This is a genomic window from Kribbella swartbergensis (genome assembly GCF_054784135.1).
The window spans coordinates 279177-303987 of record NZ_BAAGPM010000027.1; the positions used below are offsets into that span (position 1 = coordinate 279177).

Sequence of the window (24811 nt, forward strand, 5' to 3'; positions counted from 1 at the left end):
AGGTCGACACGGGCCTTCTCCCACACAACCGACGGCAGTCGTCAGGTCGACTCGGGGTCGAAAGGTGCTCTTTGGCCCGCGGGGAGGCGTTGGGGGGTGTCGGAGAAGTCGGTGGAGACGGGCTTGTCGTCGTCGAAGTCGTCGGCGCCTTCGAGGAGGTGCTTGCGGACGAAGTTGCGCGGGTTCAGGTCCTGCAACTCGAGGTCCGCGAACTCCGGGCCGAGCTCGTTGCGCAGGTCGTTCTGCGCGTTGGTGACCATCTGGCGGACCTGGCGCAGCACCCGGCCCGCGGTCCGGGCGAACTCCGGCAGCCGATCCGGGCCGAACACGAGCACGGCGACGATCGCGATCACCACCAGCTCGAGTGGCCCGATGCCGAACATGTCCCCACCTCTCTGCACGTCGTCTGCGACGGCGACCAGCGTAGCCGCAACCTGGTGACATCGCCTGCCGGGTCAGCCGATTCCGGACATCCCCGGCCGGCCGTCGTACCTGTGGACCTCAGCCGGTCTGCCGGGCGAGGGTGACGTTGGCCTGGCGGGCCTTGCCGCCGCGCTCGTACACCAGCCGCACGCTCTCGCCGGGCTGGTGGGTGCGGATCGCCACGATCAACGCCTCGGCGCTGTCGACCATCTGGTTGTTGATCGAGGTGATCACGTCACCGACCCGCAGGCCCGCGCGCATGGCCGGCGAGGCCGGCTCCACCTTGCTGACCCGAGCGCCGCCCTCGAACTGGATGTCGACCTGGGCGCCGATCACCGGGTACGACGCGACGCCGGTGGCGATCAGTTGCTGGGCGGTCCGCCGGGCCTGGTCGATCGGGATCGCGAACCCGAGCCCGATGTTGCCGCTCTGGCCCTCGGTCGCACCGCGGACGGTGGCGATCGCGGAGTTCACGCCGATCACCCGCGCGTTCATGTCCACCAGCGGGCCGCCGGAGTTGCCCGGGTTGATCGCGGCGTCGGTCTGCAGCGCGTTCAGGTACGAGTTCGGGTCGACGCCGTCGCCGGTGGTGACCGGGCGGTTCTTGGCCGAGATGATGCCCGAGGTGACCGTTCCGGCCAGGCCGAGCGGCGAACCGATCGCGACCACGTCCTGCCCGACGATCGTCAGGTCGGACCGGCCGAACTGCACCGCCGGCGCGTCCAGGCCGGCCACCTGCACCACGGCCAGGTCGTACGCCGGGGACCGGCCGACCAGCCGTGCGGTCCAGGACTTGCCCTTGTCGTTGATGACCTGGATCGCACCGCCCTTCGCCGCCGCTGAGACCACGTGGTTGTTGGTCAGGATGTGGCCGGAGCCGTCGATGACGAAGCCGGAGCCGGTCGCGTTGGAGTTGTCGGAGCCCTCGACCTTCAGTTGCACCACACTCGGCAGCAGGGTCGCGGCGACCGCGGAGACCGAACCGCTGCGGATCTTCGGGTCCGCGCCGGTGCCGACCGGTGGACCGGGCTGCTCGGCGACCGGGCGGTTGTTGTCGATCGCGACGACACCCAGCGCCGCGCCGGCGCCGGCCAGCACGCCGATGACGAGGGCGACGGCGGCCGCGATGGCGATGATCCGGTTGCCTCGCTGGGGCGGGTCCGGTGTGTACGCGCCGGCCTGCTGGTGGTGCCAGTCGATCGGCGGAGGCGGTGTGTACGCGGGCTGGTAGGTCGGGCGCTGGGTCGGCCAGGCCTGGCCCGGGTACACCGGCCGGAAGCTGGGCTCCTGGGCCTGCTCGCCGAAGCTGCGCTGCGTGACGGAGCGGCCGCCGTTCTGCCGGTAGGTCTGGTCACCACCCGGCGTCGGCAGCGGAGTCGTCCCGGACCCCGGCGCGGGCGGCGCCAAGCCGGTCAGCGGCAGCGGATTCGACGGGGACGGGCTGGTGGGCTCGGCCGGGAGGACACGGGTGGGTTCCGCGCTGGGCGTCGGTACTGTCGGCTCGGCGTCGTCGCTGGTCACGGTGCCCGCCTCACGTCGTCGTCGTTGTCGTCGGTCGGCGTCCGCTGCCCGGGTTCCGGATGGGACTACCGGATTCGATTATCCCAGCTTCCCGGAAAGCGCACCCATCGGAGTGAGCCACGTGGCGATTTTGGCCAGCCCCGCGCCGACCCGCTGGACCGCGGTCAGCTTGACCGGTACGTCGTGCGGGAACGCCTCGACCACCCGCGCGAGCATGTCCGGCGGCAGGTCGCCGATCAGCGTGTAGACGATCCCGTTCGAGGACCAGACGACGTACGACGGCATCCCGTACCGCAGGTAGACACCCGGGGTCCCGGTGGTGCTGAACCCGGCGACCGCGGCCGGATCGAGCGCCCCGCGCTGCTCGAACAGCGAGACGTTGAACAGCCCGTCGGAGTACGAGAACTGCAGCGACCCGTTCGTGGTGTCCTGGTGGACGTCGTACAGCTTGAGCGACGCGGGCAGCTCCGGGGCGCACACCCAGCCCTGGGAACGCAGGTTGTCGACCTCGCCGAGTCCGAGCGACTCGACGCCGCTCGGCGCCATCGGCGGCAGATGGCCGAGGAACTCCGACTCCTCGATCTCCAGCTCGGTGAACACCGTGGCGCGGACCATCGTCTTGCCGTCCACGCCGAACAGCTGCCGCTGGAGCAGCAGTCCGGTCGCCTTGTCGATCCAGAACCGCGCCGCCAGGGTCCGGTCGTCCCGCAGCGCCTCGACCAGTACGGCGGTCCGCCCGATCGTGTCCGTGCAGCACTTGTAGACGAGCTGGTACGTCGCCCGCAGCAAGGTCAGCGGACCACCATCGACGGACACGCCTGTGTTCGTCGCTCGCTGCACGAAGGCCTTGGCGCCGGGTGAGGAGGAGCCGACCACACTGATCTCAGAGCCCTGTGAGGCCGCGTGGACGATGTCGAGCATCGCCGAGCTGGCGCCCTGCGGTCCCCACGCGGTGATGATCTGCGTGCCGTGGTACGAGACCGTGTTCGGAGCCGCGGCGGCACGCGCCAGCCAGCTGATCGCCAGCGGTGAGTCCTCGCGCAGGACGGTCGGCGGCGCCGCGACAGCGGGCGAGGGCAGGCCGAAGCCGATCAGTGCGGTGCTGACCAGTACGGCGAGCCGGGACAGGCTCACGGTCAGCGTCCTGTCAGAGCCACCGGCTGCAGCGTCGGGCTCAGCCCGGTGTATCCAGCCCCGTTGTAGGAGTTCAGCAGGGCCACCGGGTCGCTGAACGGCGCTCCGCTCGTCGTGCTGGCGTGGTCGGACGAGAAGCTCGCCACCGGCGGCTGCAGCGTCGGCGGCTGCTCCTGTCGGGCCGGGTCACCGACGACGAACGCCGTACCCAGCAGAGATGCGACAGCGGCGGCAGAGCCGGCGGCACCGAGCACACCCGTCCGCCGCCGCGAACGTGTGGTCCTGGCAGCACCGGGCCGGGTGGCACCCTGGCGGGCGGCCGGGAAGGCGGACCGCTGCGGGAAGAGCGAGACGGCCGGCGTCGGCACCGGGCGGACTTCCTCACGCGGCTCCGGCGAGAACGACGAGACGCCCATCAGCCGCTGCATCAGGTCGGTGGACGGCTCAGGCGACTCCAGAGCAGCCATGCGGGCCTTGAGCCGGCGCTGAGCATCCACTTCGGACCGGCAGCTGTCACAACCGACCAGATGACTCAGGACCTTGTCCCGCGAGTCGTGGTCCAGCGCGCCGTCCACGACGGCGCTGAGCTTGTCCAGCGGGTGCTGCAGGCTCACCGCTGTTCACCTCCGGCGAATCCGTCACCGAACGATCCGTCGGCGGGCGGCCCGCCGACCCGGGTCTGGCCGGACCGCGGCGCCCGGTGCTCGAGCTGCTTGCGCAGCATCGAGCGGCCCCGGTGGATCCGGCTGCGAACGGTGCCGAGTTTCACGTCCAGGACGTCGGCGATCTCGTCGTACGTCATGCCCTCGATGTCGCAGAGCACCACGGCGGCGCGGAAGTCCTCCGGCAGCGCGTCCAGCGCGTACTGAACGTCGTGGTCGAACTGGTCCGAGTCCAGCTTCTCCGCCGGGCTCTCGCCCTTGGCCGGCAACCGGTCGTGCGCGTCCTCCGGCAACCCGTCGAACCGGATCCGCTGCTTGCGCCGGGCGCCATCGAGGAACAGGTTCGTGGTGATCCGGTAGAGCCAGCCCTCGAACGTCCCCGGGGTGTAAGACGACAGCGAGCGGAAGACCCGGACGAACACCTCCTGGGTCAGGTCCTCGGCGTCGTGCTTGTTCCCGGTCAGCCGGTACGCGAGCCGGTAGACGCGCGCCGAGTGCGTGCGGACGATCTCGTCCCACGACGGCAGCGCGTCCGGCAGCGGCTGGGCCACAGGCGCCACGGAGATGTCGGCCGGCTTCACCGCAACGCCTCCCGGAGTCGGTTCGGCAATGAGCGTGAAGGCCATGGTGCCGCGGTCACCGTCCTTTGCGCACGTCGGGAACACCCGGGTTCGACCCTGAGTTGCTCGTACGACGGCTCAACGCGGTGCCCGGACCGGAAGTTCCCGGCCACGGCCCTGCACAGATCGGACGCGTCGGCGGCCATGTTTGTTGCGCTCTACCTCTCCTCGATCACCGCGATCGGATCGCCGTCCCGGACGACCTCACCCTCGGTCACCTTCAGTTCGGCGATCGTGCCGGCCACCTCGGCCAGCACCGGGATCTCCATCTTCATCGACTCCAGGATGACCAGGGTGTCCTCCGGCCCCACGGTGTCCCCGGCCCGGGCAGTGACCTTCAGCACATTCGCCACCAGCTCTGCCACCACGGTGTGACTCAAGTCGCCTCCCAGGCTCCGGACCTCTGCCTCGATCCTAGGCCTCGCGGTCAGCGCTTCGGCGGGCGCGGTAGGAGGCGACGCGGGTGCGGCTCGAGCAGGTCGGCGAGCAGAACCGGCGCGGCCGGCGTTCGGCCGGGTTCACGAAGACGCGCTCGCAGTCGGGCGCCGCGCACGACCCGATGGCGCCGAACCCGTGCCCGGCCGCGAATCCGGCGAGCCCGAGCGCGGCGGTCGCGGCCAGCCACTGACCCCACGTCGCCCCTGGCTTGGCCACGTGCAGGTGCCACGGCGATCCGTCGTGATCTGACAGGTACGGGCGTACGGCGTACTCCTCGAGCAACTCGTTGAGGACGCGCGCGGCCTCGGCCGGTTCGCTGTGGAACACCGGCCGGATCCGCTCCCGGACCGCCCGCACCTCGGCGAGGTCGTCGTCGTCCAGCGTGATCGGCTCGGACTCCCCGTGCTTCAGCAGGAACCCGCGGACGTCGTCCGGGGACGTGAGCGTCTCCGGATCGCGAGTCCGGGTGTTGACCAGGTCCACCGCGAGCCGGACCAGCCGGTCCGGCGTCTGAATCTCCACGCCTCTCCTTTCCGTAACGTATTTGATAGCGTAACGCGTAACTTACAGATTTGCGTTACAAGGAGGTCGGTGTGCCCAGCTATTACCTGGCTGCGACCCTTGCCAGGCTCGCCGACGAAATGGTCGCGTTCACACTCGTCCTGCTCGTCCTGGAGCGCACCAACAGTCCTGCGCTGGCAGGAGTCACCGGGGCCGCGTATGCGCTGCCGGCAGTCGTCACTGGACCGCTCCTCGGAGCCTGGCTCGACAGGACGCCGTACCGGCGGAGCGCTCTGGCGCTCAACCAGGCGGCGCTGGCCGTGGTCATGGTCACCCTGCTCGGGGTGGTCGGGCACAGCGCGCACTGGATGACCCCGGCGCTCGCCGCCGTGGCCGGAGCGACTCTGCCCATGGTGAGCGGCGGATTCACCAGCATGCTGCCCAGCCTGGTCCCGTCCGAGCGACTGGCGCGCGCGAACTCGTTGGAGGCTGCCAGCTTCGGTGCGGCCGCGATCACCGGTCCGGCTGCTGCTGCGACGATCGCGGCAACCATCTCGGTCGAGGCCGCGGCTGTCGTCATCGCAGTAGCGGCGACCCTCAGCATCCTGGCCATCACCCGCCTGCCCGCTCTGCCACCTACCGCGGCTGCGGCAGAGCCCTTCCTGCCATCGGTGGTGAGCGGTCTGACTCATCTGGTCCGCACGCCGCGGCTCCGGGCGTCCACGGTCACCACCACGATGGTCATGGGCGCATTCGGCCTCCTGCTGATCACACTGCCCCTGCACATGGGCTCAGTGGGCATGCCGAGGTCTGCGGCCGGCTACCTCTGGACTGCCTTGGAGATTGGCAGTGTGCTGACCGCTCTACTGCTCGGACGTCTCCAGACACGCTGGCGGCCTGAGTACGTCGTCATCGTCGCCGCAGCCGCTTCCGGCTTGGCGATGACCGCCTGGCCGCTTGCCACGACGTTCGCCGTACTCCTGCTGCTTGCTGCGCTGACAGGGTTGCTCGACGGGCCGATGCTCCCGGCTATGTTCGCCGCTCGCCAGCAGTACAGTCCTGAGCCGCTCCAGGGCCGAGTCAGCACCACAGCCGCCAGCCTCCGGGTAGGCGCCTCAGCCCTCGGCCAGTCGATCGCAGGCCAACTGATCCCCGTCATAGGCACCCACGCAGCCCTACTGGCCGTAGGCCTGACCGTCCTCACCGCCGCAGCCCTGGGACGCCTCTCCACACCCCCCACAAAGCTCCCCGCGAACGCTTGACGCCTGGCTCCACGGCTGGACCACCTCCCGGGCGGGGGCTTGGGGCGGAGCGTCATGAGCGCTGGCGAACGCAGCGCAGTACGCCGGTGCGACGACCGGCGTACTGGTGGCGACCGAGGAAGGAAGGGCGCTCTACACCGCGCTGGGCTGGACGGTCAGTTCACCGATGACCGCCGCGGTCATTCGAGGATGACGGAGCGGGTCAGGCTGCGCGGCTGGTCGGGGTTGAGGCCGAGGGCCAGGGACTTGGCGACCGCGACGCGTTGGGCGATCACAAGGGACGCCATCGGGTCGAGGCCCGCCTGGTGAACGATCGTGGCACCGGTGGCCGTGACGTCGTCGACCAGGCCGGCCGGCGGCTCGCCGAAGATCCAGACGCCGCGGCCGGGCTGAGCGATCGCGATCGGACCGTGGCGGTAGTCCATCGCGGGGTAGGCCTCGGTCCACGCCGACGCGGCCTCACGCTGCTTCAGCGCAGCCTCATGGGCCAGACCGACGGTCCAGCGCGTACCGACGTATGTGACCTGCTCCAGCTTCGCCAGCTCGTCAACGTCCACGGTGAGCGCCGTCTCCGCGTCAGCAGCCGCCTGCCGGAGGTCCTCCCCCAGTGAGGCGCGCAGCAACGCCAGAGTGGTCGTCGCGAACCGGGTCTGGACAACGGACTGCTCGTCGGCGAAGTCGAGCAGGATGGTGTGGTCGGCCAGGTCGACGATCGGCGAGCCGGCGGTCGCCGTGATCGCCACGGTCGGCAGATCGGTCGCCCGGATCAGGTCCAGCACCTCGGTCGTCGTACCGGACCGGCTGATCACCACGACGACGTCGTACGCGCGGCCGGCCGGGAACTCCGAGCCCGCGAACGCGTCCGTCTCCCCCTGGCCGCTGTCCTCGCGCAGGGCGGCGTACGCCATCGCCATGAACCACGACGTGCCGCAGCCCACCGCCGCCACCCGTTGACCGGGCTTGGGCAATGCGCCACCGTACTGCGCGAAACCGTCCGAGACCTGCCGCCACAGCTCCGGCTGAGTGGCGATCTCAGTGCTCACAAATGGCGTCTCGGTCATCTTGTCTCCGCACTTGTCGTGGTCGAAACTGCTCGAACGTGATCGAATGGTGCCAGCCAGCCGCCATCCGGCTGACCGATTGTGTGAAGGAGGAGCCCCGGGTGAAGCGTTATGAACGCCTGAACACCTTGCTCGAGTCGCTCGCCGAGAAAGGCGCCATCGACGTCGACGAACTCGCCGAGCAGCTGCACGTGTCCGCGGCGACGATCCGCCGCGACCTCGACCACCTGGGCAAGCAGCAACTCCTCACCCGGACCCGCGGCGGCGCGGTCGCCAACGCGGTGTCCTACGACCTTCCCCTGCGCTACAAGACTGCGCGTTTTGCGTCGGAAAAGCAGCGGATCGCGCAGGCCGCGGCCACATTGGTCCGACGCGGCATGGTGATCGGGATGAACGGCGGCACCACGATCTCCGAGGTGGCGCGCACCCTGGCGACGCGTCCGGAGCTGTCCGCCGAGCACGGTGAGCCGGCCTTCACGCTCGTCACCAACGCGCTCAACATCGCCAACGAGCTGATCGTCCGGCCGCACGTGAAGATGGTGCTCACCGGCGGCGTCGCCCGGCCGCAGTCGTACGAGATGATCGGGCCGCTGTCGCACCGGATCCTGGCCGACCTGTCGCTGGACATCGCCTTCATCGGCGTCGACGGGATCGACGAGACCGGCGCCACCGCCCACCACGAGGGTGAGGCGAACATCAACCAGTTGATCGTCAGCCGGGCCGCCAAGGTCGTCGTGGTCGCCGACTCCTCCAAGCTGGGCCAGCGCGCCTTCGCCCGGATCTGCGAGCTGAGCGAGATCGACACGCTCGTCACCGACGCCCAGGCCGACGAGAGCCAGCTGACCGTCTTCAAGGAAGCCGGCATCGACGTGATCCGCGCCTGACCGGGTACGACGTCCGGCTGCCTGCGATCGCATCTACGCCGCACCTCCTCTCCATGCCCCATCATCTCCGTCTGGGTCGATCATATCTGACTCAAGGTGCAGAGTTATGAGCAAGAGTGCGCAGTCCCAGCGCGGGAGACGCGGAAATCGGACCGCGTGACGCTAGGCTTCTGGTCAGGATGAGTAGCGCAGCGCCAGAACAGTGGGCAGAACACTCCGCAGATCTTCGGGAGGGCATCATCGCCACCGGCATCGACCCGACGTCCTGGGCTTACGCCGAGGACTACACCGGTGAGGACGAAGTCGTCACCGGTGCGCGGGCGAGCGCCGCGGAGAGCGGTATCGCCGCGATCGGGCCGGGCACGGCCGCCGCACTGAGCGTGCTCGCGGCCAGCGTGGGCGCGAAGGCGGTCGTCGAGATCGGCACCGGCACCGGCGTCTCCGGGCTGGCGCTGCTGCGCGGGATGCGGGCCGACGGCACCCTCACCACGGTCGACATCGACGCCGAGAACCAGCGACTGGCCCGCAAGACGTTCCTCGACGCCGGCGTCCCGTCGAACCGGTTCCGCCTGATCGCCGGCGCCGCGCTGGACGTGGTCACCCGGCTCACCGACGGCCACTACGACCTGGTGTTCTGCGACGCCGACCGGCGCGAGAACACGGCGTACCTGCACGAGGCCCTCCGCCTGCTCCGCCCCGGCGGTGTGGTCGCCTTCGCCGGCATCCTCACCGGCGGCCGCGTCGCCGACCCGGCCCACCGCGACCCCGACACCAACGCCCTCCGCGACCTGATCCGAGCCGTCCGCGACGACGACGACCTCGTCTCCGCCCTCCTCCCCACCTCCGAAGGCCTCCTCACCGCCGCCAAACGCCTCACCTGAGCGCTCCGTGTCTCCCGGTCAGTTCTGAGTTTGGTGGCCGGTTAGGCGGGTTAGTTCGGTGGTTACTTCGTGGAAGGCTTCGGTTCGGGGGTCGATGAGTTCGTAGTGGCCGGTGGCTTCTACGCGGGTGAGGTGGGCCGTGGGGTGGGCGGTGAAGTACGACTCGGTGACGCTGATCGGGACGATCGTGTCGGCGGTGCCGTGGACGAGGCGCACCGGGGCGATGGGGGCCGGGAGGTGGACGGGGTCCAGGTCGTTGCGTACGCCGCGGCCGATGAAGTCCTGTACGGCGCCGTCGTCGAGCCCCAGCCGGTCGGCCCCGAGCAGGTCGGCGACCGGCGCCAGCGCGATCACACCGCGCAACCGCACCGGGTTGAGCGTCGCGGCCGCCCACAGGGCCAGGTGACCGCCCGCTGAGTGGCCCATCAGTACGTAGCCCGCGTGGACGTCGACCAGGTCGGGCAGGCTCTCGATCGCCGTACGGACGTCTGATGTGGTGACGTCGGGGTTGCCCGGCTCCCGGCGGTACTCCAGCGACACGACCGGCCAGCCGAGGTCGGACAGCGCTTCGCAGAGCGGCCGGGCGTGCTTCCGGTCGTAGTCCGGCCGCCAGAACCCGCCGTGCACGAAGATGACCAGCGGGCGGTACTCCTTGGCGTGCCAGTGGTCCATCACCTGGTCCGGGTGGTCGCCGTACCGGAGTTCCTCGTCGGGCGCACGCGATTCGCGCGTGAGAACGGATCGGTCTTCACTCATCGGACCTCCCGAGGCTGCGCCGAATTCCGAAGAAAGTGCAGGGCGTTCGCGGACAGCAGCTTGTGCTGCTGCTCCGCGGTCAGGAAGCCGGCCTTCCGTACCACCTCCCCGACCGGCCGCTCACCCAGTGGATAGGGATAGTCACTGCCGACCAGAACGCGGTCTTCTCCCACGGTATCCACAAGAAGCCGTAATGGCGCAGATTCGAAGACCACGGTGTCGACGAAGAACCGGTCCAGGTAGTACGACGGTGGGTGCTCGGAGCAACCACGCACGACGTCACCGCGCCGGTGCCAGGCGTTCTCCACCCGCCCCAGCCAGAACGGGAAGCTCCCGCCGCCGTGGGCGAAACAGATCCGCAGGTACGGCGGAAGCGCGTCGAAGGCACCGCCGAGAATCATCGCCAGCAGGGACAGATGGGTCTCGGCCGGCATCCCGGTCAGCCACCGGGCCATCCAGCGGTCCAGCCGCGGCCCGCCCGGCATGTCCCACGGGTGGACGAGGACCGGCGTGCCGGTCTCCGCGCAGTGGTTGAGGAAGGCAACGATTCCGGCGTCGTCGAGATCCTTGTCGCCGACGTGGTTGCCGATCTCCACCCCGGCGTGCCCGGCCGCCAGGCACCGGTCCAGCTCGGCGCAGGCCGCGTCCGGATCCTGTAACGGCACCTGGCAGAACGGGACGAAACGGTTGTCCCCGGCAAGTGTCTCGAGGGTGAGGTCGTTGAAGATCCGGGCCACCTTCACGGCCTGGCCGGCGGGTCGGTCGTAGGCGAAGAACACCGGGGTCGGCGAGACCACCTGCAGGTCGACGCCGTCGGCGTCCATGTCGGCACGGCGGACGGCCGGATCCCAAGCTTGCGGTCCGATCGGGCGGAACTCCGACGAGCCGACCATGATCATCGCGGCCCGCTCGGAGTCGATCCGCAACCACGGCCAGCCGTCACCGCCGCACGCAACCGAGAGATCCGGCCAGCCCTTCGGCACCAGATGCGTATGAACATCGACAACCACCCGCCACCCTCCCTCCTGGTGCCCGGCCTGGTGGGGTCAGCCCTTGCCGCGGTGGAGGGTGCCGCACTTGGGGCAGGTGCGGGCCTCCTCGCTCTCGTAGAAGGCGTTGAAGACCGGCGGGAGGTCGGCGACGATGTCGGTCACCTGGAGCTCGACCTCGTGCACGATCTCGTGGCAGTTGTCGCAGTACCAGCGGAACTTCTCCAGCACCCCGGGTTCGCGGACCCGCTCGATCACCAGGCCGATCGAGTCCGCGTCCCGCTGCGGCGAGTGCGGCATGTTCCGCGGCAGCACCCACATCTCGCCCTCGTTGATGTCCACCCGGGCCGGGCCGTCGTCGGTCATCACGTCGACGTGCATCGTGCCCTTGATCTGGTAGAAGAACTCCTCGTACGGGTCGACGTGGAAGTCGGTGCGCTGGTTCGGTCCGCCGACCACCATCGTGATGAAGTCGTCACCGGTCGGGAACATCTGCTTGTTGCCGACCGGCGGCTTCAGCAGGTGCTTGTTCTCCTCGATCCACTGCGGAAAGTTCGTCGACTCCAGGTTGACCATCACTCGCTCCTTTGCGGGATCGCCGCTACGGCCTGAATTTCGATCAGCAGCTGGGGATGCGGCAGCTGATGAACGGCAACAGTCGTCCGGGCCGGCCCGGACTCGTCGAAGTACTCGGCGTACACCTCGTTATAGCCCCCGAAGTCGTTCATCGACACCAGGTACGTCGTGACACTGACCAGATCCTCGAGTCCGGCGCCGACCGCGGCCAGGATGTCGCGGAGGTTGTCCAGGACGGCGCGCGTCTGCTCCCGGATGTCCAGCGACACCGTTCCCAGCGAGTCCACCGAGGCGCCCGCGATGGTGTTGTCCGGCCGCCGGCTCGATGTCCCCGACACGTACGCGAACCCGTTCGCCACCTTCACATGCGGAAACCGCCCCCGCGGCACCGCCTTCCCCGGAACAACGGTCATGGGGCCTCCCGGCCTGGACTGAGGAGCGGAGGGAGCGAAGCGAGTGGAGTGACGAGGGAAGGCCGGGAGCCAAAGCCCCATGACCACGCCGGCGCCGGAGGCCCGGCCAAAAGCACGGTCATCTGAGCTCCACGCAGATGTTGGTGGGTTCGGAATAGAAGTCGAGGGAGTGGCGGCCGCCCTCGCGGCCGATTCCGGACTGTTTCATGCCGCCGAAGGGAGTGCGGAGGTCGCGGAGGAACCAGGTGTTGACCCAGACCAGGCCGACGTCCAGCGCCGCACCCGCACGATGCGCCCGGCCCACGTCGCGGGTCCAGACCGTTGCCGCCAGCCCGTATTCGGACCCGTTGGCCAGCGCGTACGCCTCCTCCTCGGTGTCGAACGGCGCGATGTGGCAGATCGGGCCGAAGATCTCCTCGGTGTTGGTCCGGGCGTCCGGCGGCAGCCCGGTCACCACGGTCGGTTGCACGTAGCAACCACCGTCCCGGGCGTCGCCGAACGACGGTACGCCGCCGCCGGTCAGGACCTCGCCACCTTCGGCTCGGGCCAGGTCGTAGTACGACAGCACCTTGTCCCGGTGCTGTTTCGAGATCAGCGGCATGTTCATCGTCGCCTCGTCGGCCGGCCACCCGAAGGTCAACTCCGCGGCCCTTGCCGCCAGCCTGGAGCAGAACTCGTCGAACACGGGACGCTGCACATACAGCCGCTCGGTGCACAGACACACCTGGCCGCCGTTGGTGAAGACCGACCGCACCGAGCCCTCGATCGCGTCGTCCAGCGCCGCGTCGGCGAAGATCAGGCCCGCATTCTTCCCGCCGAGCTCGAACGACACCGACTTCACCCGGTCCGCGGCGACCTTGGCGATCGCCGTACCGGTCGCTGACTCGCCGGTGAACGTGATCGCGTCGACTCCGGGATGCCGGGTCAGGTACTCCCCCGCCGACGACGGCCCGAACCCGTGCACCAGGTTGAACACACCCTCCGGTACGCCGGCCTCCGCCATCACCTCGGCCAGGACGGTCGCCGACGCGGGCGTCTCCTCGGACGGCTTGACCACGACCGCGTTGCCGCAGGCCAGCGCCGGCGCGACCTTCCAGGTGAGCAGCAGCAGCGGCAGGTTCCACGGCACGATGATCGCCACCACGCCGACGGGTTTGCGGACGGCGTAGTTCAGCGCCCGCCGGCCGTCCGGCAGCACGGTCGTGTACGACTCGGTCGGCACCGTGGTGGCGAAGTCCGCGAAGGCCCGGAAGTTTGCCGCACCGCGCGGGATGTCGAGGGTCCGCGCCTGGCTGATCGACTTGCCGGTGTCCCCGACCTCGGCCGCGACCAGGTCGTCGAAGCGACGCTCGAGCCCGTCCGCGACCCGCCGCAGGACGACGGCCCGCTCCTGCTCGCTCATCCGTCCCCATGGGCCGCGCAACGCGGCCCGGGCGGCCTGCACGGCCGCGTCCACGGTCTCCGCCGAGGCCTCGCACACGTCGAAGATCTGCTCACCCGTGACCGGGCTGAGTTTCGCGAACGTCGACCCGCTCTCCACGAACTCACCGTTCACGAAGTTGCGCAACAGCCCGACCGAGCTCGGTTGCCCGGTCAGGAGTTCCCGCGACCACAGACTCACCGCCGCCTCCGCAACAGCCCCAGCGCGACGACTCCGATCCCGGCGATCACCGCGCCGAGGACCTGGTGCTGGCGCCGTACCCGTCGCTGCACCTCGGCGTACGGCGTCGTGGAGAAGGACACGAGCTCGTAGCGGGAGACGTACCTGCCGGGCAGGGCGCGCTCCAGCGCGTGCTCGATCTGCTTGGTCAGCCGGAACACCGGCGAGGCGACCTTGTCCCGCATCTCGACGAAGTTGTCCAGCGCCATCTCCGCGATCGCCTCGGTGTTCTCCCGCCGCCGTGCCTCGAACAGCGGCAACGCCCGCGCCCACGAACCGCCGGTGTCGTCGAGGCAGCGATCCAGTTCGACCACGTCCTCGAAGGCGCAGTTCGCGCCCTGGCCGTAGAACGGCACGATCGCGTGCGCCGCGTCGCCGAGCAACGCCGTCCGGCCGTGCGCCTGCCACGGCAGCGTGTGCACGGTGCCGAGGACTCCGACCGGGTTGTTCAGGTAGTCGCCCACCAAGTCCGGTGCCAGCGGCAACAGATCGGGGTAGTGCTCGGCGAAGTGCCGCTCGATGTCCGCGGCCGACGTCAGCGCGTCGAAGGACCCGGACGGCCAGAACAGCGTGCAGGTGAAGGAGCGGTCCGGGTTCGGCAGCGCGATCATCATCGACGTACCGCGCGGCCAGATGTGCAGCGCGCCCGGATCCAGGGCGAACTCGCCGTTCGCGGCCGGGATCGACAGCTCCTTGTAGCCGTAGTCGAGGAAGTCGACGTCCTCGGCGACGATGCCCTCGGCAAGCAACTGCTCGCGCACCGCCGACCCGGCGCCGTCGGCACCGAGTACGACGTCGGCCTCGGCCGAGACCTTCCCCGACGGCGTCGCGAACACCATCCGCCCGGCCTGCGAGTCCAGCTCCACCAGCCGATGCTCGAAAACCGTCGTGACCCCGGGAGCAGACGCGGCGGCGGACAGCAACGCGTTGTTCAGCGTGCCCCGGCTGATCGAGTTGATCGCCCGGTCACCGGTGGCCGAGTACGCCTGGAAGTCCAGCGGACCCGAGACCGGGTGGATCATCCGCCCCTTCATCGGCAGCGCGTCCGCCATCACCTGGTCGACCAGGTCGATCCGCCGCAACGCGTCCAGGCCGCGCTCGGAGATCGCCAGGTTGATCGACCGGCCCCGTTCGACCTGTCCGGTGCGCGGATCCGGCCGCCGCTCGTACAGCGTCACCTCCAGCCCGCGCCGGGCCAGGAAGCAGGCGAGCAGGCTGCCGGTCAGCCCGGCCCCGACGATCGCGACCTTCACGCGTGCACCGCCTCGGTCAGGGCCGACGCCGCGCGCCAGCAGTCGTGGTACGTCGAGTACAGCGGCACCGGAGCCAGCCGCAGTACGTCGGGCTCCCGGGCGTCGGCGATCACGCCGTACTCGAACCGGAGCCTCTTGGCCAGCTCACCGGCTCGTAGCGAGCCACCGATCCGCAGTGACAACTGCGCGCCGCGCCGGGCCGGATCGGTCGGTGTGATCACCCTCAGCGGCCGTCCCGGTGTGACGTCGGCCAGCAGCTTCTCCAGGTACGCCGTCAGCCGCAGACTGCGCTCCCGCAGCGTCTCCATGCCGATCCGGTCGAACAGCTCCAGCGACGTCCGGACCGGGCTCATCGAGAAGATCGGCGGGTTCGAGACCTGCCAGGCGTCCGCGGACGCGGGCGGCCGGGGTTCCGGCGCCATCTCGAACCGCGTCGCCGGGTCGGTGCTCCACCAGCCCTCGAAGCGTGGCAGCTCGCTGCGGTGATGCCGCTCGTGGACGTAGGCGCCGGCCAGCGCACCCGGCCCCGCGTTGAGGTACTTGTACGAGCACCAGGCGGCGAAGTCCACACCCCAGTCGTGCAACGACAGCGGAACGTTCCCGGCCGCGTGGGCGAGATCCCAGCCGACGACCGCCCCGGCCGCGTGACCGGCCTCGGTGATCGTCGGGATGTCCATCAGTTCACCGGTCAGGTAGTTCACGCCGCCCAGCAGCACCAGGGCGACGTCGCCACCCAGTTGCTCGACGACGTCCGCCGTACGCAGGCAGTCCTCACCGGGGCGTGGCCGGAGGCGGATGATCGCGTCCTCGGCGTCGTACCCGTGGAAGCGGGCCTGGGAGCGGACCGCGTAGCTGTCGGACGGGAAGGCCGAGTCCTCGATCACGATCCGGTGCCGCGAACGGGTCGGCCGGTAGAACGACACCATCAGCAGGTGCAGGTTGACCGTCAGCGAGTTCATCACCACGGTCTCGCTCGGCAGCGCCCCGACCAGGCGAGCGGCCGGAGCGGTCAGGAACTCGTGGTACGGCAACCACGGCCTGGCCGCGTCCAGGTGCCCTTCGACACCCAGCGACGCCCAGGCGTCCAGGTCCTCGAGCAGCTCGGTCCGGGTCGCCTTGGGGCGCAGGCCGAGCGAGTTGCCGGCGAAGTACGCGACCTCGGGGTAGTCGCCGCCCTGGGCCGGCGGTACGTCGAACAGCTCCCGGTGCCCGGGATCCGCGGCATCGAGTTCCAGCGCCTCCTGTTCGAGCGCGCTCACGCCTCGGCGACCTCGCCCTTCGTGTCGACGGCCGGAATCACCTGACCCTTGCCGAGAACCGTCACGCCGCCCTTGGACACGGTGAATCCGCGTTCCCGGTCGAAGTCCGGGTCGACGCCGATCTCGACCCCGTCCGGTACGACGATGTTCTTGTCCAGGATGACGTTCTTGAGCACGGCGTTCGCGCCGATCCGGCAGTTGTCCATGATCACCGAGCGCTCGATCGTCGCACCCCGGTTGACGATCACGTTGGCACCGAGCACCGAGTGGTCCACGCAGGCGCCGGAGACGACCGAGCCCTGGCAGACGATCGACTCGCCGACGGTCGCGTTGTCGGTGAACTTCGCGCCCGGCAGCTGCGGATGCGAGGTGAAGATCGGCCAGTCCAGGTTGTAGAGGTTGAACACCGGCTGGATCGAGACCAGGTCCATGTGCGCCTCGTGGTAGGAGTCCAGCGATCCCACGTCACGCCAGTACGAGCGGTCGCGGTCCAGGGCGCCCGGGACGTCGTTCTCCTTGAAGTCGTAGACCCCGGCGGCGCCCTCGGCAACCAGCATCGGGACGATGTCGCCGCCCATGTCGTGCCGGGACGCCGGGTTGGCCGCGTCCCTGCGGAGCGCGTCGACCAGGACGTCCGCGCTGAACACGTAGTTGCCCATCGAGGCGAACGTCTCGTCGGGCGAGTCCGGCAGCCCGGGCGGGTCGGCCGGCTTCTCCAGGAAGTCCTCGATCGTGTGACCGTCCGCGCCGGTCTTGATCACGCCGAACTCGGTCGCCTCCACCCGCGGCACCCGGATCCCGGCCACGGTGACGCCGTTGCCGCGCTCGATGTGCGCCGCGACCATCTGGGAGGCGTCCATCCGGTACACGTGGTCGGCGCCGAACACCACGATGATGTCGGGCTGGAAGTCGTCGATCAGGTTCATCGACTGGTAGATCGCGTCCGCGCTGCCCTGGTACCACTGCGGGCCGAGCCGCTGCTGGGCGGGCACGCAGCTGACGAAGTTGCCCAGCAGGGTGGACATCCGCCAGGTGACGGTCACGTGCCGGTCCAGCGAGTGCGACTTGTACTGCGTCAGCACGAACAGGTTCCGATACCCGGCGTTCACCAGATTGGACAGTACGAAGTCGATCAGGCGATAACTCCCGCCGAACGGCACGGCCGGTTTGGCCCGGTCGGCCGTCAGCGGCATCAGCCGCTTTCCCTCGCCACCTGCCAGCACGATTCCGAGAACTTTGGGCGCCTTTGCCATGTCCGCACCTTAGTCCCGGAAACCCGGGGGCATAAGCGTTTGCGAGTGTCGGGACACTGGGAAGATGCCGATCCTCACCGAACCCACCCTTGCCGTGCACCGTTCGTTCCTCGCCGCCTGGGACGAGGCGGGGCCGGATCAGGAGCGGTGGATGGGTGCCCGGGCGATCGTCGGCGACGAGGAGGAGTGGACCCGGGAACAGGCGGAGGATCCAGCCGAGTTCGCCCGGATGATCGAGCTGATCAAGGCCGAGGCCGATCCGGCGAGCGAGTTGCCGGCGGACCTGGTGCACCAGACCGTGCTGTGGTTCGTCGAGGGATCCGAATGGCTCGGGCGGCTCTCGATCCGGCACCGCCTCACCCCGGCCCTGGCCGAAGTGGGCGGCCACATCGGGTACTTCGTCCGCCCCTCGGTCCGGCGCCGGGGCTACGCGACCGAGATGCTGGTCCAGTCCCTGCCGATCGCGGCCGGTCTCGGCATCGACCCGGCCCTGGTCACCTGCGACGCCGACAACGTCGCCTCCCGCAAGGTGATCGAGGCGGCCGGCGGCGAACTCGAGGACGAGCGACACGGAAAGCTCCGCTTCTGGGTACCGACACGGACGTCCTGATGTCCTAGGGTCGGGCTCATGAAGGTGGCGATCCTGACGCGTGAGTTTCCTCCGGACGTCTACGGCGGGGCGGGGGTGCACGTGGACTTCCTGGTCCGCGAACTGCGCCGTCTGCTGGACGTCGACGTGCACTGCATGGGTGAACCACGCCAGGGTGCGACCGCGCACTCCGAGGACGACCCACGTCTCCCGGAGGCGAACGCGGCGCTGCGCATCCTGTCCACCGACCTGACCATGACCGCCGCCGTGAGCGACGCGCAGCTGGTGCACTCCCACACGTGGTACGCCAACATGGCCGGACACTGGGCCAAGCTCCTGTACGGCGTACCGCACGTCGTCACCGCGCACTCCCTCGAGCCGCGCCGCCCGTGGAAGGCCGAGCAACTGGGCGGCGGCTACCGGCTGTCCAGCTGGGCGGAGCGTACGGCGTACGAGGCTGCCGACGCCGTGGTCGCGGTGAGCCGCGGCATGCGGGACGACGTACTGGACTGCTACCCGTCGATCGACGCGGCGAAGGTGCACGTGATCTCGAACGGGATCGACGCCGACTTCTACCGACCGGACCCGGCCACCCACGTGCTGGAACGGCTCGGCGTCGACCTGAACCGGCCGTACGTCACGTTCGTCGGCCGGATCACCCGGCAGAAAGGCGTCCCGCACCTGCTTCGGGCCGGCCTGCGCCTGGACCCCTCGGTCCAGCTGGTGCTGCTCGCCGGCGCGGCCGACACGGTCGAGCTGAAGGCGGAGACGGACGCGCTGATCGACGACCTGAAGGCGGCCCGCGACGGCGTGTACGTGGTCTCCGAGATGCTTCCGCGCGAGGACGTCCGGCAGGTGCTGACCCACGCGCTGGCGTTCTGCTGCCCGTCGGTCTACGAGCCGCTCGGCATCGTCAACCTGGAGGCGATGGCCTGCGAGACGGCCGTCGTCGCCAGCGCGGTCGGCGGCATCCCCGAGGTCGTCGACGACGGTGTCACCGGCACCTTGGTCCGGTACGACGAGAACGACACCGACACCTTCGAGTCGGAGCTGGCCGCGGCCGTCAACGAGCTGATCGACAACCCGGCCAAGGCCGAGGCAATGGGCAAGGCCGGCCGTGAGCGCGCCGTCACCGAGTTCGGTTGGGATGCCGTGGCGGACCGCACCGTGCAGCTCTACGACTCCCTGGTCGGCTGAGAAACGTCCTCGGTGGACGCGGTCAGACTGCCCAGCAGGGCCAGCTGATCGGCATCCCGGCTTCCGGGGGCGGCGTGAAAGACGACCAGCGTCAGGCCGTCCGTGCCGCCGATGAGCAGCTTGTCCGACCGCAGGTCGAGCTCGCCGATCACCGGGTGATTGAGCGGCTTGCGCCGGCCACGCCGGGGCCGTACGTCGTGCCGCGCCCACAGCTGCCGGAATCGCTCGCTGCGGACCGACAGTTCGCCGACCAGCTCCATCAGGCGCGGGTCGTCGACCTCCGACCCGACCTCGGCGCGGAAGGCGGCGACCCCGTCCTCGGTCAAGTCCTCCCAGTCCCGGCGGAGCTCCCGCTCGGCCGGATCGAGGAAGACCGCGCGAAGGAGGTTCGCCCCGACCCGGTAGTTCGGCGAGAGTGCCTCCGCCAGGGCGTTGACCGCGAGTACGTCGGTGTACCTGTTCTGCACGTAGGCCGGGTTGTTCGGCCATCCGTCGATCAGCTCGAGGATGCTCTCCGGCACCCGCGCGTCGCTCGTCCGCGGCTGCGGCGTGCGCGGCCGCTCCTGGGCAAGACCGACCAGGTACGCCGCCGCGTCCGCGTCCAGCCGCAGTACGCCGGCCAGCGCGTCGAGCACCTGCATCGACGGGTGCCGGTCGCGGCCTTGTTCCAGCCGCAGGTAGTAGTCGGAACTTATGCCGGCCAGCATCGCGACCTCTTCGCGCCGCAGCCCCGGCACCCGGCGCAGCCCGACACGGCGGATCCCGACGTCCTCCGGCCGGACCTGCTCCCGCCGGGCGCGAAGGAACTCACCGAGCGCGTTCGTGCTGTCCATGCCTTCCACCCTAGTCGCGCTCGTCACGCGCTGACTGGGTCCTGTCACTACCAGGAACAAGGGGGCACTCCCACCCCGCCCGAACCGGTTGGACGGTGGAGGCATGACAAACAAGACAATCACCCTCGCCGACGATCTGACCATCACCCGGATGGGGTACGGCGCCATGCAGCTGGCCGGCCCCGGTGTGTTCGGACCACCGAAGGACCGCGATCAGGCGATCGCCGTACTGCGGGAAGTCGTGGAGCTGGGCATCACTCATATCGACACCAGCGACTTCTACGGACCGACTGTCGTCAACGAGCTCATCAAGGAAGCACTCCACCCTTATCCGGCTGACCTGGTGCTGGTCACCAAGGTCGGCGCCCGCCGGGGTGACGACGTGAGCTGGATCCCCTCGCTGGAGCCGGCCGCCCTGAAGGCGCAGGTCCACGCGAACCTCGAGCACCTCGGCCTGGACGTCCTCGACGTGGTGAACCTGCGGGTCGCAGAACACAGCGACGGCCAGGACTCGATCGCGGAGCAGTTCACCGCCCTGGCCGAACTCCAGGAGGAAGGCCTGATCCGCCATCTCGGACTGAGCGCCGCCAGCCTCACCCAGATCCGCGAGGCCCAGACCATCGCCCCGGTCGTGACCGTGCAGAACCTCTACAACGTGGTCCACCGGCAGGACGACGACGTGGTCGAGTTCTGCGCCGCCGAGAACATCGCGTTCGCCTCGTTCTTCCCGCTCGGTGGCTTCACCCCGCTGCAGTCCGAGACCCTGGCGAAGGTCGCCGCCCGGCTGAACGCCACCCCGCAGCAGGTCGCGCTGGCCTGGCTCCTCCAGCGTTCGGCCACCAGCGTGGTCATCCCGGGTACGTCGTCGGTCGCGCACCTGCGCGAGAACGTCGCGGCCGCCGACCTGATCCTCCCGCCCGACGCCATCGCCGAGCTCGACGCCATCGGCGGCTGACCCGTCGTACGTCGCTCTGCGGAAGATCGCTGCCAGCAGGTGCGAGCTTTCTTCCGCAGATCCGGGCCAGGATCAGCCGATGCCGGAGGTCGGAGCCTCGGCGGCGAGCCAAGTGGTGAGCAGGCGGGCGCCGGCGCCGGTGGCGCCGGTGGAGTACTCGAAGTTGTCCGACGGCGACTCGGCGATCGACGAGAGGTCGAGGTGGGCCCACGGGATGTCGCCGGCGAAGGCCTTCAGGAACAGGGCGGCGGTGATGGAACCGGGGCCCTTCGAGCTGTTGACGGAGTCGGCGATCGGGGTGGAGATCAGGTCCTGGTACTCCTCCGGCAGCGGCATCCGCCAGAGTTCCTCGCCGGACACGCGGCCGGCGTCGGCGAGGTTGTCGGCGAGGGCGTCGTCGGTGGCGAACAGGCCGCCGTACAGCATCGACCCGAGGGAGACCTTGATCGCGCCGGTCAGGGTGGCGATGTCGACGATGACGTCGGGCTGAAGCTCCTGGACCGCGTACGCGAGGCCGTCGGCGAGGACGAGGCGACCTTCGGCGTCGGTGTTCTTCACCTCGGTGGTGCGGCCGCCGTAGTGCCGGATCACGTCGTCCGGCCGGTATGCCGACCCCGACGGCATGTTCTCGGCCGCGCAGATCAGTCCGGTCACGCGGACCCGCGCACCGAGCTCGCGCAGCGCGGACAGCGTCGCGATGACCGAACCGCCGCCGGTCATGTCGCGTTTCATCGACACCATGCCCTCGCGCGGCTTCAGCGACAGACCGCCGGTGTCGTAGGTGATGCCCTTGCCGACCAGTACGACGTACGGCGTGTCGTCGGTCGCGCCGTCCGGGACGTAGTCGAGCCGGATGAATCGCGGCGGCCGGGCCGAACCCTTGCCGACGGCGAGGATGCCGCCGAACCCTTCCGCGGCCAGCCTCTTCTCGTCCCAGACAGTCACCTCGAGACCGGACGTGGCGGCGAGTTCGGTCGCCCGCGCGGCCAGCCAGGCCGGGTCCTTCTCGTTCGACGGGGTGGTGGCGAACTGCCGCGCCAGCCAGCCGGTCCGCCCGATCACGACGCCGCGGTCCAGCACCGCCTGCCGGTCGGCGTCGGAGCCGTCGGTCAGGGTGACCCGCCCGACCACCGGCTTGCCCGGATCGACCGTCTTCAGCGTGTAGGTGAACGAACCCAGGACGATGCCCTCGGCGAACGCCCGCAGCGCCGCGTCATCGATGCCCTCGGCAACCACAGTGGTGAGCTCGTCCTTGCCGCGGCCGAATCTCGCGATCGCCGCCCCGGCGTGTCGCAGCTCCTTGGCGGTCCCGTCGCCGGCCCCGACCAGCAGGATCTCGGTCACCTCACCGGTGAGCAGCGGGTACGCCGCGGTCGCGCCGGCGGTGGGGCTGAAGCCGGTCGCCCGTTGTGCCTCCAGCAGCCGGCCGAGGTCCACCCCGAGCCGTTCGCCGGCGTCCTTCGCGGCAGCCGGCAGGCCGTCCTCGCCGACCACGATCACCCAGGTCGGCGCGCCGTGCACCGGCAGGCCGGGCTGCCAGGCCACGGCCGGAAGAGTCGGGAAGGCGAACTTGCTGCTGCGGCGAGCCACTAGGAGGACCTCACTGTGTGATCAAAAGTCGGAGAAAGCGCCCGGCCAACCGTAACGACCCCGGCCGGTGCCGCAAAAGGCACCCACCGGGGTCGTAGAGATGTGTCAGGGATCCGTCAGCCGACGACGGCCTTGAGCGCGTTGCCGAGCTCGGTCGCCTCGTCGGCGTTCAGCTCGACGACGAGCCGACCGCCTCCCTCGAGCGGAACCCGCATCACGATCCCCCGCCCCTCCTTGGTGACCTCGAGCGGACCATCGCCCGTCCGCGGCTTCATCGCCGCCATGCGCGCACCCCTTCCCAGTGTCGGTGTTGAGCGACGACACCGCACTGAGTACCGTCTCCGGCGCCGTGCGGTGATGCGCCGTCGGCGCGTATCGCAGTGTGTATCAGAACCCATTATTCCCGATCAGAGGCCAGAGCCGTGCACCATACGGCAGACTCAGGCACGTGCACGCCCGTTCAGCCCTTTTCGACCTGTACGGCGACCACCTGCGCGCACGTGGTGCGCGGGCCCCGGTCGCGGCCCTGGTCCGGCTGCTCGCGCCGCTCGGTGTCCACCCGCCCGCGGTCCGTACCGCCGTGTCGCGGATGGTCCGCCAGGGCTGGCTGGAACCGGTCCGGATCGACGGCCAGCCGGGCTACGCGCTGACGTCCCGGGCGCGTCGCCGGCTCGACGACGCGGCCGCCCGGATCTACCGCACGACGCCGGTCGGCGACGGTTCCGGCGACTGGGACCGGCACTGGCATCTGTGCATCCTCCGCGAGGTGCCGAACGCGCGCCGGCGTGAGCAGTTGGCGAGCCAACTCGCCTTTCTGGGTTGGGCTCCGCTGTCCGACGGCGCCTGGGTCGGACTGCGCAACGACGCCGAGGTGGACCAGATTCTCGGCATCGAGGGCATCGCCGCGGACCGTTTCCGCGCACCGGTCGACGAGGGGGCGGTTGCGTTCGCCCGGCGGGTCTGGAGACTGGACGACCTCGGCGCGTCGTACGACGCCTGGCTGATCGAGGCCAAGGCCCTGGTCGAGACCGCCGGCGACGACACGACCGACGAGCAGGCGTTCGCCGTACGGTCGGAACTGGTGCACGAATGGCGCAAGTTCCTGTTCCGGGATCCCGGGTTGCCGGCCGAGTTGCTGCCGGACGACTGGGCGGGCACCAGGGCGGCCGCGTTCTTCGATTTCCACGCCCAGCGCCTGAGCCCCGCGGCCGGGCGTTTCGTCGACAACTGCCTCACGCATCACTGAGTTTTCCTCACCGATTGTCAAGGAGCTGACCACGATGAGTGACTCCGTCACCTACGCGCTGACCGATGGCGTCGCCACCATCACGCTCAACCGGCCGGACGCGATGAACGCGCTCGACACGCCGACCAAGGTCCTGCTCCGCGACACCGTCCAGGCCGCCGCCGAGGACGACTCGGTCCGGGTCGTCGTCCTGACCGGCACCGGTCGGGCGTTCTGCGTCGGGCAGGACCTGAAGGAGCACATCGGGCTGCTCGAGGCGAACGACACGGCCGCCCTGTGGAGCACCGTCCCGGAGCACTTCGCGCCGATCGCGCGGGCGCTGGCCGAGATGCCGAAGCCGGTGATCGCGGCGGTGAACGGGGTCGCGGCCGGGGCGGGCGCCTCGATGGCGTTCGCCTGCGACTTCCGGGTGGTGGCGGACACGGCCGGGTTCAACCTCGCCTTCACCGGGATCGGGCTGTCGTGCGACACCGGCATCTCGTGGACGCTGCCCCGCCTGATCGGGCACGCGAAGGCGCTCGAGTTGCTGTACTTCCCGCGCACGGTGCCCGCCGACGAGGCGTTGACCCTCGGCCTGGCGACGAGCGTCGTACCGGCTGCCGAGTTCTCGGCGGCGGTCGACGAACTGGCGGCCAAACTGGCGGCCGGGCCGACGGTCGCGTACGGCGCTGTGCGGCAGTCGCTCGGGTATTCGGCGACTCACACGCTGGCCGAGGCGCTGGTGTTCGAGGCCGGGAAGATGGAACTCACCGGCGGCACCGAGGACCACCGCAACGCGGTCGCCTCCTTCGTCGCCAAACAGAAGCCGACGTTCACCGGAAGGTAACGCTCCGCCCTCCTCGGGGGCGTCCTGCC

The 24811-nt window shown here is 69.8% G+C and carries 27 protein-coding genes; 8 read left to right on the forward strand and 19 right to left on the reverse strand.

Translation table 11 applies throughout. From position 1 onward, the window contains the following. Nucleotides 1–41 precede the first annotated feature (41 nt). From ACYVOK_RS27440 to ACYVOK_RS27470, 7 genes are all read right to left on the reverse strand, one after another. Nucleotides 42–383, reverse strand: a complete 342-nt coding sequence (locus ACYVOK_RS27440) for a sec-independent translocase (protein WP_460665433.1) — start codon at nt 381–383, stop codon at nt 42–44. Nucleotides 384–501: 118 nt separating this feature from the next. Continuing rightward, on the reverse strand, nt 502–1944 hold the full coding sequence (locus ACYVOK_RS27445) for a S1C family serine protease (protein ID WP_460665434.1): 1443 nt from the start codon (nt 1942–1944) through the stop codon (nt 502–504). Nucleotides 1945–2022: 78 nt separating this feature from the next. Then, a complete protein-coding gene (locus tag ACYVOK_RS27450) occupies nt 2023–3078 on the reverse strand; it encodes a sigma-E factor regulatory protein RseB domain-containing protein (RefSeq protein ID WP_460665435.1) in 1056 nt (351 codons plus the stop codon). A gap of 2 nt (nt 3079–3080) precedes the next feature. Next, nucleotides 3081–3692, reverse strand: a complete 612-nt coding sequence (locus ACYVOK_RS27455) for an anti-sigma factor family protein (RefSeq protein ID WP_460665436.1) — start codon at nt 3690–3692, stop codon at nt 3081–3083. Next, nucleotides 3689–4366: an RNA polymerase sigma factor SigE gene (gene sigE / locus ACYVOK_RS27460; protein ID WP_460665437.1), complete on the reverse strand. Its 678-nt coding sequence runs from the start codon at nt 4364–4366 to the stop codon at nt 3689–3691. The genes ACYVOK_RS27455 and sigE overlap by 4 nt, the downstream gene beginning before the upstream one ends. Before the next feature lie 152 nt (nt 4367–4518). Continuing rightward, nucleotides 4519–4740, reverse strand: a complete 222-nt coding sequence (locus ACYVOK_RS27465) for a biotin/lipoyl-binding carrier protein (protein WP_460665438.1) — start codon at nt 4738–4740, stop codon at nt 4519–4521. Between the two features lie 34 nt (nt 4741–4774). Beyond that, nucleotides 4775–5320, reverse strand: a complete 546-nt coding sequence (locus ACYVOK_RS27470; RefSeq protein WP_460665439.1) for a CGNR zinc finger domain-containing protein — start codon at nt 5318–5320, stop codon at nt 4775–4777. 71 nt (nt 5321–5391) lie between these two features. Between ACYVOK_RS27470 and ACYVOK_RS27475 the strand changes: the two genes are divergently transcribed. Then, nucleotides 5392–6561 (forward strand): MFS transporter, encoded by a 1170-nt coding sequence (locus ACYVOK_RS27475; RefSeq protein WP_460665440.1) that lies wholly within the window; start codon nt 5392–5394, stop codon nt 6559–6561. Nucleotides 6562–6740: 179 nt separating this feature from the next. Here the strand turns inward: ACYVOK_RS27475 and ACYVOK_RS27480 are convergent, their stop codons facing one another. Next, nucleotides 6741–7622, reverse strand: coding sequence for an SIS domain-containing protein (locus tag ACYVOK_RS27480; RefSeq protein WP_460665441.1), 882 nt, complete (start codon nt 7620–7622; stop codon nt 6741–6743). Between the two features lie 101 nt (nt 7623–7723). Between ACYVOK_RS27480 and ACYVOK_RS27485 the strand changes: the two genes are divergently transcribed. Together ACYVOK_RS27485 and ACYVOK_RS27490 are read left to right on the forward strand one after the other, a co-directional pair. Further along, nucleotides 7724–8506, forward strand: a complete 783-nt coding sequence (locus tag ACYVOK_RS27485; protein WP_132410249.1) for a DeoR/GlpR family DNA-binding transcription regulator — start codon at nt 7724–7726, stop codon at nt 8504–8506. A 179-nt stretch (nt 8507–8685) separates the two neighbouring features. Further along, a complete protein-coding gene (locus ACYVOK_RS27490; RefSeq protein WP_460665442.1) occupies nt 8686–9387 on the forward strand; it encodes an O-methyltransferase in 702 nt (233 codons plus the stop codon). 18 nt (nt 9388–9405) lie between these two features. Here ACYVOK_RS27490 and ACYVOK_RS27495 read toward each other — a convergent pair whose 3' ends face one another. The 8 genes from ACYVOK_RS27495 to glgC all read right to left on the reverse strand — a co-directional run bounded on the left by ACYVOK_RS27495 (nt 9406) and on the right by glgC (nt 17546). Further along, a complete protein-coding gene (locus ACYVOK_RS27495) occupies nt 9406–10143 on the reverse strand; it encodes an alpha/beta hydrolase family protein (RefSeq protein ID WP_460665443.1) in 738 nt (245 codons plus the stop codon). Beyond that, on the reverse strand, nt 10140–11153 hold the full coding sequence (locus ACYVOK_RS27500; RefSeq protein ID WP_460665444.1) for an amidohydrolase family protein: 1014 nt from the start codon (nt 11151–11153) through the stop codon (nt 10140–10142). The genes ACYVOK_RS27495 and ACYVOK_RS27500 overlap by 4 nt, the downstream gene beginning before the upstream one ends. A 36-nt stretch (nt 11154–11189) precedes the next feature. Then, the gene (locus tag ACYVOK_RS27505) at nt 11190–11708 is read right to left on the reverse strand and encodes a 3-hydroxyanthranilate 3,4-dioxygenase (protein ID WP_460665445.1); all 519 of its coding nucleotides are present in this window, start codon (nt 11706–11708) and stop codon (nt 11190–11192) included. Continuing rightward, entirely contained in the window at nt 11708–12121 is a 414-nt protein-coding gene (locus ACYVOK_RS27510; RefSeq protein WP_460665446.1) for a RidA family protein, read from the reverse strand. Before ACYVOK_RS27510 ends, ACYVOK_RS27505 begins: the two co-directional genes overlap by 1 nt. 118 nt (nt 12122–12239) lie before the next feature. Next, nucleotides 12240–13742, reverse strand: a complete 1503-nt coding sequence (locus tag ACYVOK_RS27515; protein WP_460665447.1) for a 2-hydroxymuconic semialdehyde dehydrogenase — start codon at nt 13740–13742, stop codon at nt 12240–12242. Next, nucleotides 13739–15034, reverse strand: a complete 1296-nt coding sequence (locus tag ACYVOK_RS27520) for an FAD-dependent oxidoreductase (protein ID WP_460665448.1) — start codon at nt 15032–15034, stop codon at nt 13739–13741. Before ACYVOK_RS27520 ends, ACYVOK_RS27515 begins: the two co-directional genes overlap by 4 nt. Beyond that, nucleotides 15031–16293 carry a kynureninase gene (gene kynU / locus ACYVOK_RS27525; RefSeq protein ID WP_460665449.1) on the reverse strand — a complete coding sequence of 421 codons (1263 nt, stop codon included), beginning with the start codon at nt 16291–16293 and terminating at the stop codon, nt 15031–15033. Before kynU ends, ACYVOK_RS27520 begins: the two co-directional genes overlap by 4 nt. Further along, nucleotides 16290–17546: a glucose-1-phosphate adenylyltransferase gene (gene glgC / locus ACYVOK_RS27530; protein WP_460665450.1), complete on the reverse strand. Its 1257-nt coding sequence runs from the start codon at nt 17544–17546 to the stop codon at nt 16290–16292. The genes kynU and glgC overlap by 4 nt, the downstream gene beginning before the upstream one ends. A gap of 64 nt (nt 17547–17610) precedes the next feature. Between glgC and ACYVOK_RS27535 the strand changes: the two genes are divergently transcribed. Both ACYVOK_RS27535 and glgA read left to right on the forward strand, forming a co-directional pair. Continuing rightward, nucleotides 17611–18156 (forward strand): GNAT family N-acetyltransferase, encoded by a 546-nt coding sequence (locus tag ACYVOK_RS27535; RefSeq protein ID WP_460665451.1) that lies wholly within the window; start codon nt 17611–17613, stop codon nt 18154–18156. 18 nt (nt 18157–18174) lie between these two features. Beyond that, nucleotides 18175–19332 carry a glycogen synthase gene (glgA, locus tag ACYVOK_RS27540; RefSeq protein WP_460665452.1) on the forward strand — a complete coding sequence of 386 codons (1158 nt, stop codon included), beginning with the start codon at nt 18175–18177 and terminating at the stop codon, nt 19330–19332. Here the strand turns inward: glgA and ACYVOK_RS27545 are convergent. Then, nucleotides 19311–20165 carry a helix-turn-helix domain-containing protein gene (locus tag ACYVOK_RS27545; RefSeq protein WP_460665453.1) on the reverse strand — a complete coding sequence of 285 codons (855 nt, stop codon included), beginning with the start codon at nt 20163–20165 and terminating at the stop codon, nt 19311–19313. The two genes, glgA and ACYVOK_RS27545, sit on opposite strands and share 22 nt — an antisense overlap. Before the next feature lie 103 nt (nt 20166–20268). Here ACYVOK_RS27545 and ACYVOK_RS27550 point away from each other — a divergent pair, with 103 nt between their 5' ends. Beyond that, entirely contained in the window at nt 20269–21120 is an 852-nt protein-coding gene (locus ACYVOK_RS27550) for an oxidoreductase (protein ID WP_460665454.1), read from the forward strand. A 72-nt stretch (nt 21121–21192) separates the two neighbouring features. Here the strand turns inward: ACYVOK_RS27550 and ACYVOK_RS27555 are convergent, their stop codons facing one another. After that, the gene (locus tag ACYVOK_RS27555; RefSeq protein WP_460665455.1) at nt 21193–22710 is read right to left on the reverse strand and encodes a leucyl aminopeptidase family protein; all 1518 of its coding nucleotides are present in this window, start codon (nt 22708–22710) and stop codon (nt 21193–21195) included. A 116-nt stretch (nt 22711–22826) separates the two neighbouring features. Continuing rightward, nucleotides 22827–22994: a DUF3117 domain-containing protein gene (locus tag ACYVOK_RS27560; RefSeq protein WP_012923066.1), complete on the reverse strand. Its 168-nt coding sequence runs from the start codon at nt 22992–22994 to the stop codon at nt 22827–22829. A gap of 164 nt (nt 22995–23158) precedes the next feature. Between ACYVOK_RS27560 and ACYVOK_RS27565 the strand changes: the two genes are divergently transcribed. Then, nucleotides 23159–23956 carry a PaaX family transcriptional regulator gene (locus ACYVOK_RS27565; RefSeq protein WP_460665456.1) on the forward strand — a complete coding sequence of 266 codons (798 nt, stop codon included), beginning with the start codon at nt 23159–23161 and terminating at the stop codon, nt 23954–23956. A 34-nt stretch (nt 23957–23990) separates the two neighbouring features. Further along, a complete protein-coding gene (locus tag ACYVOK_RS27570) occupies nt 23991–24782 on the forward strand; it encodes an enoyl-CoA hydratase/isomerase family protein (RefSeq protein ID WP_460665457.1) in 792 nt (263 codons plus the stop codon). Nucleotides 24783–24811 lie beyond the last annotated feature (29 nt).